General features: G+C 71.8%; 20 protein-coding genes and 1 pseudogene. 17 read left to right on the forward strand and 4 right to left on the reverse strand.

From position 1 onward, the window contains the following. Positions 1-29: 29 nt before the first annotated feature. Both AB0G32_RS32985 and AB0G32_RS32990 read right to left on the reverse strand, forming a co-directional pair. Positions 30-725: a lytic polysaccharide monooxygenase auxiliary activity family 9 protein gene (locus AB0G32_RS32985; protein WP_361171849.1), complete on the reverse strand. Its 696-nt coding sequence runs from the start codon at positions 723-725 to the stop codon at positions 30-32. Between the two features lie 188 nt (positions 726-913). After that, complete coding sequence (locus AB0G32_RS32990; RefSeq protein ID WP_361171852.1) at positions 914-1,927, reverse strand: zinc-binding dehydrogenase; 1,014 nt, start codon at positions 1,925-1,927, stop codon at positions 914-916. 100 nt (positions 1,928-2,027) lie between these two features. Here AB0G32_RS32990 and AB0G32_RS32995 point away from each other — a divergent pair, with 100 nt between their 5' ends. From AB0G32_RS32995 to AB0G32_RS33070, 16 genes and pseudogenes are all read left to right on the forward strand, one after another. Beyond that, the gene (locus AB0G32_RS32995) at positions 2,028-2,621 is read left to right on the forward strand and encodes a TetR-like C-terminal domain-containing protein (RefSeq protein WP_361171855.1); all 594 of its coding nucleotides are present in this window, start codon (positions 2,028-2,030) and stop codon (positions 2,619-2,621) included. 143 nt (positions 2,622-2,764) lie between these two features. Then, on the forward strand, positions 2,765-3,403 hold the full coding sequence (locus tag AB0G32_RS33000) for a class I SAM-dependent methyltransferase (RefSeq protein ID WP_361171858.1): 639 nt from the start codon (positions 2,765-2,767) through the stop codon (positions 3,401-3,403). 421 nt (positions 3,404-3,824) lie between these two features. After that, positions 3,825-4,142 carry a gas vesicle protein gene (locus AB0G32_RS33005; protein WP_361171861.1) on the forward strand — a complete coding sequence of 106 codons (318 nt, stop codon included), beginning with the start codon at positions 3,825-3,827 and terminating at the stop codon, positions 4,140-4,142. Positions 4,143-4,182: 40 nt separating this feature from the next. Continuing rightward, positions 4,183-4,713 carry a gas vesicle structural protein GvpA gene (locus AB0G32_RS33010; RefSeq protein ID WP_361171863.1) on the forward strand — a complete coding sequence of 177 codons (531 nt, stop codon included), beginning with the start codon at positions 4,183-4,185 and terminating at the stop codon, positions 4,711-4,713. Beyond that, the gene (locus AB0G32_RS33015) at positions 4,710-5,468 is read left to right on the forward strand and encodes a GvpL/GvpF family gas vesicle protein (RefSeq protein WP_361171866.1); all 759 of its coding nucleotides are present in this window, start codon (positions 4,710-4,712) and stop codon (positions 5,466-5,468) included. Before AB0G32_RS33010 ends, AB0G32_RS33015 begins: the two co-directional genes overlap by 4 nt. Before the next feature lie 4 nt (positions 5,469-5,472). Beyond that, positions 5,473-5,751: a gas vesicle protein GvpG gene (locus AB0G32_RS33020; RefSeq protein WP_361171869.1), complete on the forward strand. Its 279-nt coding sequence runs from the start codon at positions 5,473-5,475 to the stop codon at positions 5,749-5,751. Then, on the forward strand, positions 5,748-6,239 hold the full coding sequence (locus AB0G32_RS33025) for a hypothetical protein (protein WP_361171872.1): 492 nt from the start codon (positions 5,748-5,750) through the stop codon (positions 6,237-6,239). The genes AB0G32_RS33020 and AB0G32_RS33025 overlap by 4 nt, the downstream gene beginning before the upstream one ends. Next, positions 6,236-7,111 carry an SRPBCC family protein gene (locus AB0G32_RS33030; RefSeq protein ID WP_361171875.1) on the forward strand — a complete coding sequence of 292 codons (876 nt, stop codon included), beginning with the start codon at positions 6,236-6,238 and terminating at the stop codon, positions 7,109-7,111. Before AB0G32_RS33025 ends, AB0G32_RS33030 begins: the two co-directional genes overlap by 4 nt. Continuing rightward, positions 7,108-7,458, forward strand: a complete 351-nt coding sequence (locus AB0G32_RS33035) for a gas vesicle protein (protein ID WP_361171878.1) — start codon at positions 7,108-7,110, stop codon at positions 7,456-7,458. Before AB0G32_RS33030 ends, AB0G32_RS33035 begins: the two co-directional genes overlap by 4 nt. Beyond that, positions 7,455-8,288, forward strand: a complete 834-nt coding sequence (locus tag AB0G32_RS33040; RefSeq protein ID WP_361171881.1) for a GvpL/GvpF family gas vesicle protein — start codon at positions 7,455-7,457, stop codon at positions 8,286-8,288. Before AB0G32_RS33035 ends, AB0G32_RS33040 begins: the two co-directional genes overlap by 4 nt. Before the next feature lie 35 nt (positions 8,289-8,323). Next, positions 8,324-8,533: a gas vesicle protein gene (locus AB0G32_RS33045; protein WP_361171936.1), complete on the forward strand. Its 210-nt coding sequence runs from the start codon at positions 8,324-8,326 to the stop codon at positions 8,531-8,533. Further along, complete coding sequence (locus tag AB0G32_RS33050) at positions 8,530-8,823, forward strand: gas vesicle protein K (protein WP_361171884.1); 294 nt, start codon at positions 8,530-8,532, stop codon at positions 8,821-8,823. Before AB0G32_RS33045 ends, AB0G32_RS33050 begins: the two co-directional genes overlap by 4 nt. 141 nt (positions 8,824-8,964) lie before the next feature. Continuing rightward, positions 8,965-10,053 carry a substrate-binding domain-containing protein gene (locus tag AB0G32_RS33055; RefSeq protein WP_361171887.1) on the forward strand — a complete coding sequence of 363 codons (1,089 nt, stop codon included), beginning with the start codon at positions 8,965-8,967 and terminating at the stop codon, positions 10,051-10,053. A 123-nt stretch (positions 10,054-10,176) separates the two neighbouring features. After that, positions 10,177-11,508: an extracellular solute-binding protein gene (locus tag AB0G32_RS33060; protein ID WP_361171890.1), complete on the forward strand. Its 1,332-nt coding sequence runs from the start codon at positions 10,177-10,179 to the stop codon at positions 11,506-11,508. A 25-nt stretch (positions 11,509-11,533) separates the two neighbouring features. Further along, positions 11,534-12,520, forward strand: coding sequence for a sugar ABC transporter permease (locus tag AB0G32_RS33065; protein ID WP_361171893.1), 987 nt, complete (start codon positions 11,534-11,536; stop codon positions 12,518-12,520). After that, positions 12,517-13,224, forward strand: a pseudogene (locus AB0G32_RS33070) (carbohydrate ABC transporter permease); the annotation flags it as partial. The gene AB0G32_RS33065 and the pseudogene AB0G32_RS33070, both read left to right, overlap by 4 nt. A gap of 73 nt (positions 13,225-13,297) precedes the next feature. Here the strand turns inward: AB0G32_RS33070 and AB0G32_RS33075 are convergent. After that, positions 13,298-14,560: a site-specific integrase gene (locus AB0G32_RS33075; RefSeq protein ID WP_361171896.1), complete on the reverse strand. Its 1,263-nt coding sequence runs from the start codon at positions 14,558-14,560 to the stop codon at positions 13,298-13,300. A 128-nt stretch (positions 14,561-14,688) separates the two neighbouring features. Continuing rightward, the gene (locus AB0G32_RS33080; protein ID WP_361171899.1) at positions 14,689-14,928 is read right to left on the reverse strand and encodes a helix-turn-helix domain-containing protein; all 240 of its coding nucleotides are present in this window, start codon (positions 14,926-14,928) and stop codon (positions 14,689-14,691) included. An 870-nt stretch (positions 14,929-15,798) separates the two neighbouring features. On the opposite strand from AB0G32_RS33080, the gene AB0G32_RS33085 reads away from it, so the two are divergent. Further along, positions 15,799-16,991, forward strand: a protein-coding gene (locus AB0G32_RS33085; protein WP_361171902.1) for an IS3 family transposase whose coding sequence is annotated in 2 segments (ribosomal slippage) — positions 15,799-16,059 and positions 16,062-16,991 — 1,191 coding nt in all. Because the reading frame shifts where the segments join, the coding sequence is not laid out codon by codon here. The last annotated feature ends 90 nt before the right edge of the window (positions 16,992-17,081 follow it).

Below are 17,081 nucleotides of genomic sequence, written 5' to 3' on the forward strand. Positions count from 1 at the left end.
GTACGGCCCCGCCGCCAGGGCGGTCCTGCTCAGGTGAAGTTCACGTCACTGCACAGGAAGTACGTCTGGTCCATGTGCGACGCCTGCCAGATCGTGTAGACGACGTGCCGGCCGCTCAGGCCCGAGGTGCTGACCGGGATGTCGTAGTTGTTGGCGGGCCCGTAGCTGCCAGTGGTGGCGACCAGTTGGAGGTTGCTCCAGGTCAGCGGCTGGGTGGCGGGGTCGAAGCCCTGCCGGGTGACGTAGACGAGGAAGTAGTCCGCGCCGTGGCTCGCCTGGTCGTACAGGTGGACGGTGAAGTCGTCGGTCGCGATGTCCGTGGTCTTCCAGGCGCCCACCGCGTCCAGCGCGTTGTACCGGCCGCCCTCGGTCCGGCCGCCGCTGCACAGCTGGCCGTCCGGGACGACCGCCTGGAAGTTCCCGGCGGAGCCGTTGCGGTACAGGCCGTTCCAGTTCCACATGGCGTTCGGGTCGGCCTGCCACGCCTGCCAGCACATGGGGTCCTCGTTGGCCATGGCCGGGTTCTGGAAGTCGCTGCCCCAGCGCAGCCAGCAGCCGTAGTTGCGGGAGGCGGGGTCGATGACGGAGCCGTGCGCGACGGCGGTGCCGCTCCAGGGGACGAGCGCGAGCAGGGCCGCGGCGAGCGCGCTGAGGACGAGGGTCAGGACGCGGCGCCGCCCACCTCGCACTATGTTGGGTTCATGACAATTCACAGTCCGAGTCATGGCCGTGAACTCCTCTTTCCGGGTGGGGCCGATGGAGGATCGAGCACGGGAGTGCGTGTGGGAGCGCTCCCAATGCACAGGCTGCGCCCTGCGAAACACCGCCGCAACGTTCGTTTGCGCCGTTCCGCTGACGCGGTGGCGTGTTCGACGCGGGTGTTCGACAGGGCGCGGACTCAGCACCCGGCGGGTCAGGGGCGCAGGATCAGCCGGATCGGGTTGCCCTCCTTCCGCTCCAGCCGGGCGACCGCCGCGGCGGCCTCGGCCAGCGGCAGTACGCCGCTGATGGACTCGGAGAAGTCCAGCCGGCCGCCCTCGATCAGCCGCAGCAACTGCGGCAGCGCCACCGGCATGTCGGAGCCGTAGTGGCCGAGGATGCGCTGCTGGAGGTAGCTGAAGCGGGTGCCGTCGGTGACGGTGAGCGGCTTGTCGGTCAGGCCGGCCAGCACCAGCCGCCCCTTGGCGGCGAGGACGGAGAGGGCCTGCTCGCGCACCGCGGGCACGCCCGCGAAGTCGAAGGCGACGGCGATCCCGGCCCCGCCGGTCGCCCGGCCGACGGCCTCGCGCAGGCCGGGGTCGGCGGAGTCGAGGACGAGATCGGCGCCGGCCGCCCGGGCGCGTTCGCGGGCCACGGGGCTGGGGTCGACGGCGATGACCGGGCAGGCCCCGATGGTGCGGAGGATCTGGACGGCGTGCACACCGAGCCCGCCGACGCCCCAGACGCCGACCGCCTCGGCGGGCCGGACCGCGCCGGTCTCGGTGATCGCGCCCCACGGCGTGGACACCGCGTCGGGGATGATCGCGCCCTGGTCGAAGGGGATGGCGTCGGGCAGCAGGGTCAGGGCGTCGGCCGCGGACAGCGCGTACTCGGCCCAGCCGCCGTCGTAGTCGACGCCCCGGGTGTAGGTGACGCCGTCGCGCACCTCACCGGCGTACAGGACCACCCGCTGTCCCGGCGTCCAGGCGGTGACACCCTCGCCGGTCTCGGCGATGGTGCCGGACACCTCGTGGCCGAGGGTGACGGTGTCGCCCCGGAGGAACAGCGGGGTGAGGGTGCCGTCGATGAGGTGGACGTCGGAGAGGCAGACCCCGGCCGCCTCGACCTTGACCAGTACCTCACCGGGGCCGGGCTGCGGGCGGGGCACCTCCTCCAGCCGCAGGGCGCGGCTCGGGACGTGCAGACGGGCGGCGAGCATCCGCTCCATGACGGGACCTCCTCGGTACGGCGGCGACCCCACTCGTATCGCAGGTCGTCTTGCGTTAACCGTACACCTATCGCAGGTCGAGTTGCTTTAGGCTGGGACGATGACCGCGCCGAAGGATTCCCCGCCGTCCGCCGCCCCCTTGCGCCGTCGTGGGGAGCCGATGCGGCAGGCGGTGCTGGCCGCGGCGGTGGAGCTGCTGTCGCGGGAAGGGCTGGCGGGTGCGACGGTCGCCGCGGTGGCCCGGGCGGCCGGGGTGCACGAGACGTCGGTCTACCGGCGCTGGCAGACCCGCGAGAACCTGATCTTCGACGCGTTGACCACGGAGCTGGACTCCGCGCTGCCGATTCCCGACACCGGGCGGATCCGGGACGACCTGCTGGTCTTCTTCTCCCAGCTGGCCCGGCTGCTCGCCACCCCGCAGGGGCAGGCGCTGCTGCGGCTGAGCGTGGAGCGGGACGACACGCTGGACGACCGGCGCGGCCCCTACTGGCGGGACCGGCTGGACCGCGCCGTGGGGATGGTCCGGCGCGGTGTCGAGCGCGGCGAGCTGGCCCCCGGCACGGACGCCGGGCTGCTGATCGAGGCGGTGAGCGGGCCGCTGTTCGTACGGGTGCTGCTCAGCGCGGCACCGCTGGACGAGGCGCTGGTGGCGGGGCTGGTGGAGCTGGCGCTGGACGGGGCGCGGGGGCGCTGAGGCTGTGGTGTGCCGGGGCCGGTCGCGTCGGGCGGCCCGGCCACACCCCGCGCCCACCGCGGGGGACCCGGTCGCGGCCGGTACTTGTCGGTTGTCCGCGCCGGTGGCACGATGCCCGGCACCGACCACCGAAGGGGCCGACCGTGACCGACGAGCAGCAGCGGGCGCGGGCCGCCGCCGTCTTCGACGCGCTGGGCGGCGCCTACGAGAAGGCGTTCGCCGGTTCCGAGGCACACCGGCGGTCACTGGACCGGCTGCTCGATCGGCTCCCGCCCGGCAGCCGGGTGCTGGACGTGGGCAGCGGGACGGGACGGCCCACGGCCGAGACCCTGGTGCGGGCGGGCCACGAGGTGCTGGGGGTGGACGTCTCCCCCGTCATGGTCGAACTGGCCGCCCGGCAGGTCCCCGCCGCCGCCTTCCGGTGCGCCGACATCCGTGACCTGCCGCTGGCCGACGGCTCCTTCGACGCGGTCTGCGTGTACTTCGCGCTGCTCCAGATGGACCGGGCCGAGCAGCGGGACGTGGTCCGGCGGCTGACGCGGGCGCTGAAGCCGGGCGGGTACCTGGTGCTGGCCACCGTGCCGCTGGACGTGGAGGGCGTCGAGGGCTTCTTCATGGGGCAGCCCGTGCGGGTGACCAGTTTCGCCGCGGCGGATCTGACGGCCGTGCTGGACGGGGCGGGGCTGGAGGTCCTGGACCAGGAGGAACTGCTGTTCACCCCCGAGCATCCGGACGCGCTGCCGGAACCGCAGCTCTTCCTGCACTGCCGCGTAGGCGGCTGATCTTCTTGCACTGCCGCGTAGGCGGCTGATCTCTTTGCACTGCCGCGTACGCGGCTGAGGCAGCGGGCTTCCGGCACGGCGACCGGGCGGGCGGCTGAGGCGCCGGGCTTGCGGCACGGCGGCCGGGGCGCCGGGCTTGCGGCACGGCGGCCGGGGCACCGGGCTTGCGGCACGGCGGCCGGGTGCGGCCGAGGACACGGGACTTCCCGCACGACCGCCGGATACGCGGCCGAGGACACAGGGCCTCCCGCACGACCGCCAGATGCGCGACCCAAGACACGCTGCTCCCCACACGACCGCCGGATACGCGACCCAAGACACAGGGCTTCCCACGTGCCGCGCACGGCCGTGGTACGGCCCCGGTGCCCGGATGGGGTAACTGCGCACGCGCCTGCCGTCGGGCGCGGTCAGAGTGGTCAGCATGACAGCACCCGGCGAGCGCAGACGCGGCACCACGTCCACCACCGAGCGGCGACGCGCCGTGCGCGGGGCGGGGGACGCCGCCCGGCGCGCCGCCGACGGACTGGCCGCACTCGTCCAGCACCGGCTGGAGGGCGTCTCCGCGGTGCGCCGCGGCGAGGACGACGGCTGGATCGTCAACGTGGACGTCCTGGAACTCGCGCGCATCCCCGACACCACCAGCCTGCTCGCCACCTACGAGGTCGAACTGGACCCGGCGGGCGAACTGCTCCAGTACCGCCGGATCGCCCGCTACCGGCGAGGCGCCCAGGACCAGTGACGGGCCGTCCCCGAGGCCCGCTCCCGAAAAGGACCGTCGCATGATCACGAGCACCTACGAAGACGAGGTCGTCTGCGCGCCCCGCGCCGGCACCCTCTACGACGTGCTGGAACTCATCCTCGACCGCGGCATGGTGATCGACGTCTTCGTGCGCGTCTCGCTCGTCGGCATCGAGATCCTGAAGGTGGACGCGCGGATCGTGGTCGCGAGCGTCGACACGTACCTGCGGTTCGCCGAGGCGTGCAACCGGCTGGACCTGGAGCACGACGTGCGCTCCAAGACGGTGCCCGAGCTGTTCGGCGGGCCGGTGGCCAAGGCCGTCGGCCGGACCGGCGCGAGGCGGACGGCCCGCTCGCTGACCGACAAGGTCCGCGACGTCCTGTCCCCCGAGTCCGATCCCCACTCCGACGACCGGGACGACGACCGGGACGACGACGAGCCGAGGCCGTCCGGCCGGGAGCGCAGCGCGGCCCGGCAGCACCGCCGCACCGGCCGGTCCCCGGGGTCCCGCCACGGCGGCGACCGGCCGCGCCCCCGCCGCCGCCCGGAGCCGGAGGACGAGCGACCGTGACAGCGACCGCGCCCGCCGCCGCCCCGGGCCTGGGCACCCTCTACGTCTACGGCATCACCGCCGCCGGCGTCCGCGCCCCGCGCACGACCGGGGTGGACGGCGCCCCGGTGGGGCTGCTGACCGAGTCCGGGCTCTGCGCGGCCGTCTCGCCGGCCCCCGAGCGGCCCCGGGCCCGGCGACGCGACCTGATGGCCCATCAGGCGGTGCTGGACGAACTGGCCGCGCAGGGGCCCGTACTGCCCATGCGGTTCGCCGTCCTCACCCCCGAGCCGGACGCGCTGCGCGCCCAACTACGCTCCGAGGGCGATCACTTGAGACGTCAGCTGGTCGAGATCGACGGCTGCGTCGAGATGAACGTCAAGGGCACGATGGTGTCCGACTGCCTCGCCGAGCTGGTGCGCCGGGACGAGAACCTCCGTTCGCTGGCGCTGCGGACCCGGCGCCGGCCCGGCTACGAGGCCAACGTGCGGCTCGGCGAGGCGCTCGCCCAGGCCGTCCGCCGGGAGGCCCGGCGCGCGGCCCGGGACGTGCTGGACCGGCTGACCCCGCTGGCCGTGCGCACCGCACAGGGCCCGCTGGACGACGAACGGGTGCTCAGTACGTCGTTCCTGGTGCGGGCCGCCGACGAACCGCGTTTTCGGCGGGAAGCGGCCGCGCGGGCCCGCGCCTGCGGGGACCGGCTGGCGCTCGGCGTGACCGGGCCGCTGCCCTGCTACAGCTTCGTCGAGGCGCGTTTCGCGCCGGCCGGGCGGTGACGGGATGGGACTGGTGAGCGGCCTGTTGCTGCTGCCGCTGGCCCCGGTGCGCGGCACGGTGTGGATCGCTGACCACCTGCTGGCCGAGGCCCGGCGGCAGTACGACGACCCGCGTGCCGTGCAGGCGCGGCTGGCCGCGCTCAACCGCGCGCTGGAGGCGGGCGACATCGACGAGGCGGCCTTCGAGCGGGAGGAGGAGCACCTGCTCACGCTCCTCGAACGCCGGACCGGGCCGCGCACGACCAGAGACCGGCGAACGCGAACGCAGGGAAGGCACGTATGAGTGACAACAGGGCGGCACTGGCGGCGGCCGTGGCCGGCGGCTACCTCATGGGCCGCACGAAAAAGGCGAAGCTGGCCTTCGCCGTCGGCTCCTACCTCACGGGACGGCGGCTCGGCCTCGCGCCGGGGCAGGTGCTGTCCCAGGGGCTTGGCCGGCTGCAACAGGTCCCGCAGTTGCAGGAGTTGTCGGACCAGGTGCGCGGCGAGCTGCTGACCGCCGGGCGCGCGGCGGTCACCGCCGCCGCGAGCCGCCGGCTGGACCGGTTCGCCGACGCGCTGCGCGAGCGCACCGACCTGCTCGACGGCGCGGACCGCCAGGACGATGACGATGACGGGGACGGGGACGGCGCGGACGAGGATCAGTACGACCCGGCCGACGAGGCCGGGTACGCGGACGCGGACGAACCGCCTCGCAAGGCAGCCAAGAAGACAGCCAAGAAGGCGGCCGCGCCGGCCCGGCGGCAGCCGCGGGGAGGTGGCCGACGATGACGGCGAAGCATGCACTCGGCAACCTCAAGGAGGCCCTCGGCGGCTATCTCTCCGCCAAGGGCTCCGGCCTGACCGACCGGGCCGGCGAACGGGTCAAGGGCCTCACCGACCGGCTGTCCGACGTCGCCGACGGCAAGGGCGGTGGCGGTGGCGGTGGCGGTGGCTCGCAGGACGGCGGGCCGCGCGGCAGCGTCAAGGCCACGCACATCATGGAGACCGTCGACGTCGGCGTGCCCCGGCGCACCGTCTACGACCACTGGACGCGCTTCGAGGACTTCAGCGACTTCACCAAGGGCGTCCGGGGCGTCAACCGCACCGACGACACCACCTCCGACTGGAACGTCAAGGTCGGCCCGTCCGCCCGCAGTTGGAAGGCGACCGTCCAGGAGCAGATCCCCGACGAGCGGATCGTGTGGACCTCCGAGGGCGCCAAGGGCAGTACCACCGGTGTCGTCACCTTCCATGCCCTCGCGCCGGCCCTGACCCGGATCGTCGTGGTCGTCGAGTACTACCCGGCGGGCTTCTTCGAGAAGACCGGCAACCTGTGGCGCGCCCAGGGGCGCCGGCTGCGTCTCGACCTGAAGCACTTCGCCCGGCACGTGACCCTGCGCGGGGACGAGGAGGTGGAGGGCTGGCGCGGCGAGATCCGCGACGGGGAGGTGGTCCGGAGCCATGACGAGGTGCTGGAGGACGAGAACGCCGAGCAGGACGAGAACGACGACGACTACGAGGACGACGAGTACGACGAAGCGGAAGACGACGAGGACGACGAAGACGACGACGAGGACGAGGACGAGGACGAGGACGAATATGAGGACGAGGACGAGGACGACGGAGACGGAGACGGCGGCCGGGTGAGGGGCAAGCGGTGACCGACCTCGACCACCGGTACTACCCCGGCGGCGCCGAGCCGCAGCCCTGCGCCCCCGTCAACGGCAGCCTCGCCGACCTGCTGGAACGGGTCCTGGACAAGGGCATCGTCATCGCCGGCGACATCAAGATCGATCTGCTGGACATCGAACTGCTCACCATCCGGCTGCGGCTGTTCATCGCCTCGGTGGACACCGCGAAGAAGGCCGGCATCGACTGGTGGGAGACGGACCCGGCGCTGTCCTCGCGGGCCGCGCACGACGCGCTCGCCGAGGAGAACGCGCGGCTGCGGGCCCGGTTGGACGCCTTGGAGGAGAGTGCCGAGGACACCTTGGAGGAGGCCCGGTGAGCCACCTGTCCGCGCCCGGTCGTGTCGTGTGCGCCTTCGCCGTCACCCGTACGCCGCCGCCCGCCGACGTGCTGGCCGCGACGCCCGGCCACGCGGAGGGCGGCCCGCTGCGGGCGCTGCCGGCCGGGGACCTGTACCTGGTCGTGCAGGACGTCCCCGCCGCGTCGTTCGACGAAGCCGCCCTCACCGAACGGCTCAACGACCCCGCCGATCTCGAACACTGCGCCCGTGCCCACCACCGGGGCGTTGAGGCCGCCGCCCGTACCGGCCCCGTCGTGCCGCTGCCGCTGGCCACGCTCTACCGCACCGACCACGGCGCCGCGGCGGCCGTCACCTCCCGCGCGGCGGTGCTCGGCGCACTCCTGGACCGGCTCCGCGGGCGCACGGAGTGGGCGGTCAAGGTGCACGCCGCCGAGGCCGACGGGCCGGCGGACGCGGCACCCGTCGGCGTCGGCGGCGTCGACGGCCGTTCCTACCTCAGCCGGGCCAGCGCCCGCCGCCGCGTCCGGCAGGACAGCCGCGGCAGGGCGGCCGCCGGTGCGGAGGCCGTCGACGCGGAGCTGCGCCGGTACGCCGTCGCCGCCACCCGGCACCGCCCGCAGAGCGAGCAGCTGACCGGCCGCCGCGCACCCCAGCTCCTCAACGCCGCCTACCTGGTGGACGACGCCCGCCGGGCCGGCTTCACCGCGGCGCTGTCCCGGCTCCGCGCGGACGGCGGGGCCGCGGGCGTCGAGCTGAGCGCGTCCGGGCCCTGGATCCCGTACTCCTTCGCCGCGTGGGACTCCGGACGGGACGACCGGGAGAGCGCACCGCAGGCGGTGCGGTCGTGACCGTCCCGGACGTCCGCGAGCCCGGCCTGACCCATGTGCCGTGGAACGGCCCCGACCAGTACGCGCCGCTCGGCGTCCCGCTGGTCGACCTGCTGGACCGGGTGCTGGCGACCGGCGTGGTGGTCAGCGGCGACCTGGTGCTGGCCATCGCCGACGTACCGCTGGTGCGGGTCTCGCTGCACGCCCTGCTGTCGTCGGTGAACGAGCGGGTGCCGTCCCCCTGGCCGGACAGCGGGCCGCTGTGACCGCGCCGCGCGACCGCACCCTGGACCTGGACCCGGACCGGGTCGGCAACGACCTGGCCGCCCTGGTGCTGACCGTCGTCGAACTGCTGCGGCAGCTGATGGAGCGGCAGGCCGTGCGGCGCTTCGACGAGGGGACGCTGAGCGCGGAGCAGGAGGACCGGCTCGGCACCGCCCTGATGCTGCTCGACCAGCGCATGGACGACCTGTGCGAACGGCACGGGCTGACCCGCGCCGACCTCAACCTCGACCTGGGCCCGCTGGGCCCGCTGCTCGCCGATCCCGAACCCTGATCCCCCTCCCCCCGTCACCCTCCTCCCCCCGTCACCCTCACCCTCGCCCTCGCCCTCACCCTGGCTCTCTGATCGCTATGATGAGGTAAAACGCTCAAACGAACATTCTCGGGTGAGGCTCGGGTGGGTGGGGAGGCCCAGGTGCGGGAGCCGGTCGAAGTCAGGCGGCAGCGGATCATGGCGGCGGTCCGGGCGCGTGGCACCGCGCGGGTGCGGGAGCTCGCCGAGGAGTTGCGGGTCTCGGTGGTGACGGTGCGCCGGGACGTGGAGGAGCTGACCCGGCAGGGCAGTCTGCGGCGCGGCCACGGTGTGGTGCGGTCCGCCGAGGCCGCCGAGGAGCCGGCCGCCGAGGCCCGGGACGGGGGCCGGGTGGCGCTGGTGGTGCCGGAGCGGCACGCCTATCTGGCGGAGGTGCTGCACGGCGCCCGGACCGTGCTGGAGGCGGCCGGGGTGCCCTTCGCCCTGCACATCGCGGCCCGGGCGGCGGGCGCCGAGCGGCCGTTGGTGGAGCGGGCGCTCGCGGACGGCGCCCGGGGGCTGCTGATCGCGCCCCGCTGGCTCGGCCGGGCGCACGAGGCGGCCGACCACGGCTGGCTGGCCGGGCTGGCGGTGCCGACGGTGCTCATGGAGCGGCGCCCGCGGCCGGGCAGCCCGGCGCACGCGCTGGACTCGGTCTGCTCGGACCACTGGTACGGCGCGCATCTGGCCGTGGAGCACCTGGTGGGGCTCGGGCACCGGCGGATCGTGTTCGCGTCCCGGGAGGACAGTCCCACCGCGCGCACGCTGCGGGCCGCGTTCACGGAGATCGCCGACGCGCATCCGCTGGTCGAGGAGTGGGCGTGGACGCTGAGCGCGCCCGGGGCCGGGCAGGAGGGGCCGTACCCGGCGGACGAGACCGGCGAGGTGCCGGCGCTGCTGCGCAAGACCGGCGCGACCGCGCTGGTCGGGCACGGCGACGAGGACGCGCTGATGATCGTTCAGCGGCTGGCCGAGGAGGGGGTGCGGGTGCCGGAGGACTGCTCGGTGGTGGCGTACGACGACGTGGTGGCCGGGCTCGGCACGCCGCCGCTGACGGCCGTGTCGCCGCCCAAGGGGGAGGTCGGGCGAGTGGCCGCGGAGCTGCTGCTGCACCGGCTGCGCACGGAGCCGGGACGGCCGGCCCAGCGGGTCGAACTGCTGCCCCGGCTGACCGTGCGCGGCTCGACCCGGCGACTGCCCGATCCAGACTGAGCGTTTGAGCGTTTCACTTTCTTCTGATCGGTCTATTGACCGTTTCCGTCGTGGCGTCCAGGATTCCGGTGTCCCGAAGAGTCGTGTCGTGGACGACGACACGCAGGAGCCGCGGGAGGCGCCATGCCCGGTCGACACAGTCGTCGATCCGTGCTCGCCGCGATGGCCGCAGTGCCGCTGACAGGAGCCGTGGGCGCCTGCAGCGGAGGAGACGGCGGCCGGTCGAGTGGCACGAGCAGCACCACGCGCATCACCTTCTGGTCCGCGCTGCGCGGCAGCCAGGAGGTGGTCGACGCGTTCAATCGCACACACGACCAAATCCAGGTCGATTTCCAGCAGATCCCGTCCGGCGGGCAGGGCGGCTACGCCAAGCTCAGCAACGCCGCCCGGGCCGGCAACGCCCCCGACGTCGCCACCCTGGAGTACCCCCAGGTACCCGGGTACGCCATCGACGGCGTGGCCCGCGACATCACCGATCTGGTCGACGACCGGCTGCGCCGCAAGCTGCTGCCGCAGGCGCTCGGGCTGACCACCTTCGAGGGCCGGGTGTTCAGCGTGCCACTGGACATAGAGCCGATGGTGCTGCACTACCGGGCCGACCTGTTCGAGCGGTACGGGCTCGCCGTGCCGCGGACCTGGGAGGAGTTCGCCGCGCAGGCGCGGGCGGTGCGGCGCAAGTCCCGCGACCTGCGGCTGGCGCTGTTCCCGACCGACGGGATGACGCAGTTCGCCGCGTACGCCTGGCAGGCCGGCGCCCAGTGGTTCGACACCTCGGGCGGCGCGTGGAACGTCTCGCTCGCCGACGCCCCGTCCCGGCGGGTGGCCGGCTATTGGCAGCGGCTGATCGACGCCGACGACGTGTTCATGAACGCGGTGGAGAGCCGGCAGTCGGACGCGCAGATCGGCAACGGGCTGGTGCTGACCCGGCTCAGCGGGGCGTGGGACGCCGGGGCGCAGATGAGCGCCCGGCCCGGGCAGCAGGGGCAGTGGCGGATCGCGCCGCTGCCGCAGTGGGACACCGCCCGGCCCTCGGTCGGCACGCACGGCGGTTCCACCTTCGCCGTCACCAAGGACAGCCGGTACCCCGAGGCGGCGATGGAGTTCATCGCCTGGCAGGTGTCCCACCCGGACGCGCTGCGCGCCCGGCTGTCCAGCGGCACCAGCAGCCAGTACCCGGCCGCGCCCGACCTGGTGCCGGTCGGCCGGGAGGCGTTCGACCGGTCCTACTACGGCGGGCAGGACATCTACGCCCTGTTCGAGCGGGAGGCCGCGAAGATCGGCCGGCAGTGGGTGTGGGGTCCGCGGATGACCGCCACCCAGAAGGTCATGCAGGACTCCTTCGCCCGGGTCAGCGGCGGGCAGGGCAGCCTCGTCGAGTCGCTGCGCGGCGCGCAGGACGGCACCATGCCGGATCTCAGGGCCCTCGGCCTGTCCACCACCCAGCACAGCACCTGAGCCGCCGAAAGGCAGGTGACACCCCATGACCGCGACCACCCACGAACGGGTGCCGGCCGGGCCGCCCCGCGCCGTCGCCCCGTCCGCCGCCGGGCCGCGCGCCCGCAAGGCGGCCGAGCGCCGCCGGCTGGCCGCCTGCGGCGTGCTCATGACGCCGTTCTTCGTCCTGTTGCTGACCGTCTTCCTGATCCCGGTCGGCACCGCCGTCTACCTCAGTTTCTTCAGCGACGACCAGCCCGGCCTCGGCTTCGGCCCGGAACGCACCGTCTTCGTCGGCCTGCGCTCCTACGCGGCCGTCCTGACCGACCCGACCTTCCTCGGCGGGCTCGGCACGGTCGCGCTGTACTGCCTGATCTACCTCCCGCTGATGGTGGCCGGCGCGCTCGCCCTCGCCCTGCTGCTGGACTCCGGGGTGGCCCGGCTGCGCGCCTTCGCCCAGCTCGGCCTGTTCCTGCCGCACGCGGTGCCCGGCATCATCGCGGCCCTGATCTGGCTGTACCTGTACACGCCGGGCATCAGCCCGGTCATCGACCTGTTCGCCCGCGCCGACCTCACCGTCGACTTCCTCGGCGTGCACACGGTGATCCCGTCGATCGTGAACATCGCCCTGTGGAGCAACCTCGGCTACAACATGGTGGTCTTCTACGCCGCCCTGCAGGCCGTGCCGCGCGAGGTGATCGAGGCGTCCGTGGTGGACGGCGCCGGGCCGGTGCGCACCGCGCTCCAGGTCAAGACCCCGCTGGTGCGCGCCTCGATCGTGATGGTCGCCATCTTCACCCTGATCTGGGCGCTCCAGCTGTTCACCGAGCCGATGCTGCTCAGCCAGTCCTCCCCGATGATCAACTCCCGGTTCTCGCCGAGCATGTACATCTATGACGCGGCCTTCAACCGCACCAACTACAGCCTGGCGGCGGCCGCCTCGGTGGTCCTGCTGGCCTGCACCATCGCGCTGTCCTACGGCGTCACCCGCTTCACGAGCCGCGCCGACGCGGCCGGGGAGGAGGCCCGATGAGCACCCGTCTGCTGGGGCGGCTCACGGTCAACGTGGTCGTCGCCGTCTCCGTCCTCTACACCCTGCTGCCGGTGCTGTGGCTGCTGCTGGCGTCCGCCAAGAACCGGGACGCGCTGTTCAGCAGCGACCTGCTGTCGTTCGGCGACTTCTCCTTCGTACGCAACGTCCAGGACCTGTTCGCGATGGACGGCGGGCTGTACGGCCGCTGGTACCTCAACAGCCTGCTGTACGCGGTGCTGGGCGCCGGCGTCGGCGCGCTGGTGAGCGTGGCCTGCGGGTACGCCTTCGACAAGTACCGCTTCCGGCACAAGGAGAAGCTGTTCGGGCTGGTGCTGGCGGCGGTCATGGTGCCGCAGACGGTGCTCGCGCTGCCGCTGTACCTGATGGCCTCCGAGGCGGGGCTGGTGAACACCTTCTGGGCGGTGTTCATCCCGGTGCTGTTCAACCCGTTCGGGGTGTACCTCGGCCGGATCTTCAGCCGGGGCTACGTCCCCGACGAGGTGCTGGAGGCGGCCCGGGTGGACGGCGCCGGCGAGCTGACCACGTACGCCCGGGTGGCGCTCCGGATGCTCGGTCCGGGGCTGGTCACCGTCTTCCTGTTCCAGCTCACCGCGATCTGGAACAACTTCTTCCTGCCCATGGTGATGCTGTCGAACCAGGACCTGTACCCGGTCAGCCTCGGCCTGTACCAGTGGTTCAGCTCCACACAGAGCGCGATCACGCTCTGACCTGCATGTTTACGGGCTTCCACCGGCTATTTCAACCCTCTGGGACTTCTCAGGGACTTTCGGCCGAGTCCGTGAGCCACGCCTCGATGGCGGACAGTCCCCGCGCGCCGGCCTGCGGCATGAAGTGCGTGTACGTCCGGAGCGTGAACGCCGGGTCGGAGTGCCCCAGCCACTTGGCGAGCGAGACGATCGACTCACCGGCTTCGAGCATCACCGAGGCGTACGTGTGGCGCAAGACGTGGAAGCCGTGCTCGCGGCTGGGCTCCCAAACGCGTGATGGCTTGTCCCTCGGCTGCCTTTCGGGCAGCGGCGGGATAACGCCCACTTCTGCGAGCGCGGGCTTCCACGCCAGGGTGTTCCAGGTGGTGCGGTTGATCGCTCCGCGTTGTCCGGTGTAGACGAGCAGGCGGACCGTCACCTTGCGCCGGTCCTCCCGTGCGAGGTCGGGTTCCTCGGGGTCCAGCCACGGCAGGGTCACTTCGATCGGTTCGAACTGCTCCTGATGCGTAAGGATCCGCTTCGCGAGCGCCGGAGGCAGAGGCACGTCGCGTTCCTTGCCGCCCTTGGGCGGACCGAAGTACAGCTGCGATTTGTACACAAGGACCTGCCGCTCCACATGAACGAAGCCGTCATGGACGTCGTCCGGGCTGAATGCGAACGCCTCCCCCTGCCGGAGTCCGCACCCGACTCCAAGGTCGACCATGATCCGGTAGCGGGCAGCCAGCGCCGCTCGTACAGCGTCGACACGGATCTGCTCCCAGGCGCGAGCCTTGCGCTCCGGCTTCTTCGGCGGCTTGATCGAACTGTTGCCCTTGCACGGGTTGCGAAACAACCGCTTGTCCTCGACCGCAGCTTGCATGATCGCCTTGAGGTACACCCACGCGACGTAGGCCGTACTCGAAGCCACCGACCTCTGCACATCGGCGGACCACTTGCGCAGTTCCGCGACCCCGATGTCCCTGAGCGCAAGTTCCCCGAGCTGCGGCAGCACGTGCCCCCAGATCCGGTACTTCATGCTTTCCAGCGTCTGGGCGGGATGGACCTGGGACGGCCACCAGTGCTTCTCCACATAAGCGCGAAGAGTGATCGCGCCATCACGTGCGTCGACGAAGTCCCCTCGGCGCGCGTCGGTCTGTGTCTCGGACAGCCACGTCTTGGCGTCCGTGACCGTGTCGAAGGACCGATCACGAACGCCCGGTATCCCCTTGACGCGATAGCGCGTGCACTTGCCCCACAGCGCTGTGCGTTCCCGCTTGCCTGTCTCCTTGTTCGGCCGTTTCTTCAGCCACCGGTCCTCGATGTAACCCGGCATGCGCGCTTTCTCCCTGACCTGACTATGGCTTCTCCCACCGCAAGTTGCGGCGCGATCAAGAGAACAGACGATCTCCACGTGCACGAAATTCCGAGTCTTGCTGAGGTACTCGGAACCGTTCTGCCAGGTCAAGCAGCCCCGCGCCGCTCGCGCCGCCGCGGCGCCTTGTTCAAGGGGTTGAGTTCTGGGTTTGATCGCGAGTCCACCTGCTCCTGCTCAAGGAGCCACGCATCGAGCAGGACCCGGCGGTACATGATCCGTCCACCGGGCCCCATTCGGAAGCTGGGCGGCCCTTGCCGGCGATGGCGCCAGACATAAAGAGTGTTCACCGAGACGCCCATATACATCGCGGCAGTCTGGACGTTCATGAAGGAAGCCTCAACGCCAGGCTTGGACTGGTTACGCATCGCATGTCTCCGAGGTAAGTGCTACCGAAGCAGCGGGGGTCCATTGCCTTCGCACCGAGATGCTGCGCACGCTACGGGCGAGGAGGATCAGGATCCGGAGCAGCAACGATTTGGAGCAGCTGGATCTTCGTGATATCCGCCGGGACTGAACCGTTCCTACCGGTAGTTCGTGCAATCCGGCGGTAGGGGTCAATGCCGGGTCCGGGTGGTGACCGCGTCGATGAGGGCTCGGAGCTCGGAGGGTGGGTCCGTGTCGGTCCAGGCTTGCCACCATCGGTTGAGGGTGATGGCGGGGGTGAGCCATGAACGGATGGATCGTAAGGCCCTGGGCCAGCAGGGCTGTTGGGGCTGGTGGGACGGGGCGGGTCCCCCTTTCTGGCCCCTCGCCGGGGCAGAGATCCGGCGCGGTGGCATCCAGTGGTCCGGGTGGGGCGAACCATTGGTCCCAGCAGAAGGAGAAGGCGCAGTCGACCAGGGTCTGGTGGCGGCGGATGGCGCGCTCGGAGCGGACTTGGAAGTCGGCCCGGCCGACTTCGTCCTTGATCTGTTTGTAGCTCTGTTCGATCCAGGGCCCACAGGCCGTAGAGGCGGACGATCTCGGTGAGGTCGGTCGGCGGGTGCGGGCCGGTGGTGGCGTGAGGTGCGTCGGGGTGGGGCAGGTCGGTGGCCAGATACCAGGTGGCCTTCTCCGGCAGCTGGGCCGGGTCGGTGGTGGCCACGACCAGTCGGCAGGGTGAGTCGGGGCCGTAGCCGCCCAGGTGAGCTGACCCCGGTTTCGTGGAGTCCCTGAAGCCAGGCTTATGATCCTGGTCCGAAGGAGAACCACGAGCAGTGCCAGCACCACGTAAGTACCCGGACGAGCTCCGTGAACGGGCTGTCCGCGAGGTCCGCACCACCGGCCGTCCGATCGCCCATGTCGCCAAGGACCTGGGCATCCATAAGGAGGCCCTGCGGGGCTGGGTCCGCCAGGCCGAGGCGGACGCCGGCGAACGCGGCGACCGGCTGACCACCGCGGAGCATGAGGAGTTGAAGCAACTCCGCAAAGAGGTAGCGGAGTTGAGGCGCGCGAACGAGATCCTCAAAGCGGCGAGTGCGCTTTTTGCCCAGGAGCTCGACCGTCCCCGGACGAGGCCGACCAGGTGATCGACAGCCTGAAGGAAGACGGCTTCGGGGTCGGGCCCGTATGCCGGGTGCTCGGCTGGTCCGAGTCCGCCTACTACGCCCGCAAGAAGCGGCCGAAGTCGGCGCGCCGGCTCCGTGACGAGCAGCTCATGCCACTGATCGAGCAGGTTCACGCCGAGTCGGGCGGCACGTATGGGGCCCGGCGGATCACCCGCGCGCTGCGGCGCAAGGGCGTCGTCGTGGCCCGCTGCACCGTCGAGCGGCTGATGGGCGAGCTGGGCCTGGAGGGCGTGATCCGCGGGCAGCGGCGGCGGACTACCGTGCCGGAGCCGTCGGCGCCCCGCCCGCCGGACCTGGTCGACCGTGACTTCACCGCCTCGCGGCCAGATCAGCTGTGGGTGGCGGACATGACGTATGTCCGCACCTGGTCCGGCTGGGCGTACGTGGCGTTCGTCCTGGACGTGTACTCGCGGATGATCGTCGGCTGGCAGGTCGCGGACCACATGCGGACCGAACTCCCGTTGGACGCCCTGGAGATGGCGTTGTGGAGACGGAGGATCAAGAAGTACTCCGGCCTCATTCATCACGGCGACCGCGAGTCGCAATACGTATCCATTCGGTATACCGAGAGGCTGTCCGAGATCGGGGCTTCGGCCTCGGTCGGCTCGGTCGCGGACAGCTATGACAACGCGATGGCCGAGGCTCTGAACGGCACCTTCAAGGCCGAGCTGATCGAGATGCAAGGCCCTTGGCGGGACGTCGACCAGGTCGAGCGGGCGATCTTCCAGTGGGTTACGTGGTACAACGAGGAACGGCTCCACTCCGCCCTCGGCTACGTACCACCCGCCGAGTACGAACGCGACTGGTGGCGACAACAGGAAGCCGCCCCGCAGTCCGCCTGAAACAAGATCACCGGACTCTACGAAACTCGGGGCAGCTCAAGGCGGGCATCGGCGGCCCACCAGGTTTCGGTGTGCCCGTCGCGGAAGTGA

The sequence above is a fragment of the Streptomyces sp. NPDC023723 genome, from assembly GCF_040639815.1.
Taxonomy (GTDB): domain Bacteria; phylum Actinomycetota; class Actinomycetes; order Streptomycetales; family Streptomycetaceae; genus Streptomyces.

Excerpts from the sequence above, each read along its gene's own strand:
- AB0G32_RS32985 (WP_361171849.1), bottom strand. The coding sequence starts at position 725 with ATGACTCGGACTGTGAATTGTCATGAACCCAACATAGTGCGAGGTGGG.
- AB0G32_RS32990 (WP_361171852.1), bottom strand. The coding sequence starts at position 1,927 with ATGGAGCGGATGCTCGCCGCCCGTCTGCACGTCCCGAGCCGCGCCCTG.
- AB0G32_RS32995 (WP_361171855.1), top strand. The coding sequence starts at position 2,028 with ATGACCGCGCCGAAGGATTCCCCGCCGTCCGCCGCCCCCTTGCGCCGT.
- AB0G32_RS33005 (WP_361171861.1), top strand. The coding sequence starts at position 3,825 with ATGACAGCACCCGGCGAGCGCAGACGCGGCACCACGTCCACCACCGAG.
- AB0G32_RS33010 (WP_361171863.1), top strand. The coding sequence starts at position 4,183 with ATGATCACGAGCACCTACGAAGACGAGGTCGTCTGCGCGCCCCGCGCC.
- AB0G32_RS33020 (WP_361171869.1), top strand. The coding sequence starts at position 5,473 with ATGGGACTGGTGAGCGGCCTGTTGCTGCTGCCGCTGGCCCCGGTGCGC.
- AB0G32_RS33025 (WP_361171872.1), top strand. The coding sequence starts at position 5,748 with ATGAGTGACAACAGGGCGGCACTGGCGGCGGCCGTGGCCGGCGGCTAC.
- AB0G32_RS33030 (WP_361171875.1), top strand. The coding sequence starts at position 6,236 with ATGACGGCGAAGCATGCACTCGGCAACCTCAAGGAGGCCCTCGGCGGC.
- AB0G32_RS33060 (WP_361171890.1), top strand. The coding sequence starts at position 10,177 with ATGCCCGGTCGACACAGTCGTCGATCCGTGCTCGCCGCGATGGCCGCA.
- AB0G32_RS33065 (WP_361171893.1), top strand. The coding sequence starts at position 11,534 with ATGACCGCGACCACCCACGAACGGGTGCCGGCCGGGCCGCCCCGCGCC.
- AB0G32_RS33075 (WP_361171896.1), bottom strand. The coding sequence starts at position 14,560 with ATGCCGGGTTACATCGAGGACCGGTGGCTGAAGAAACGGCCGAACAAG.
- AB0G32_RS33080 (WP_361171899.1), bottom strand. The coding sequence starts at position 14,928 with ATGAACGTCCAGACTGCCGCGATGTATATGGGCGTCTCGGTGAACACT.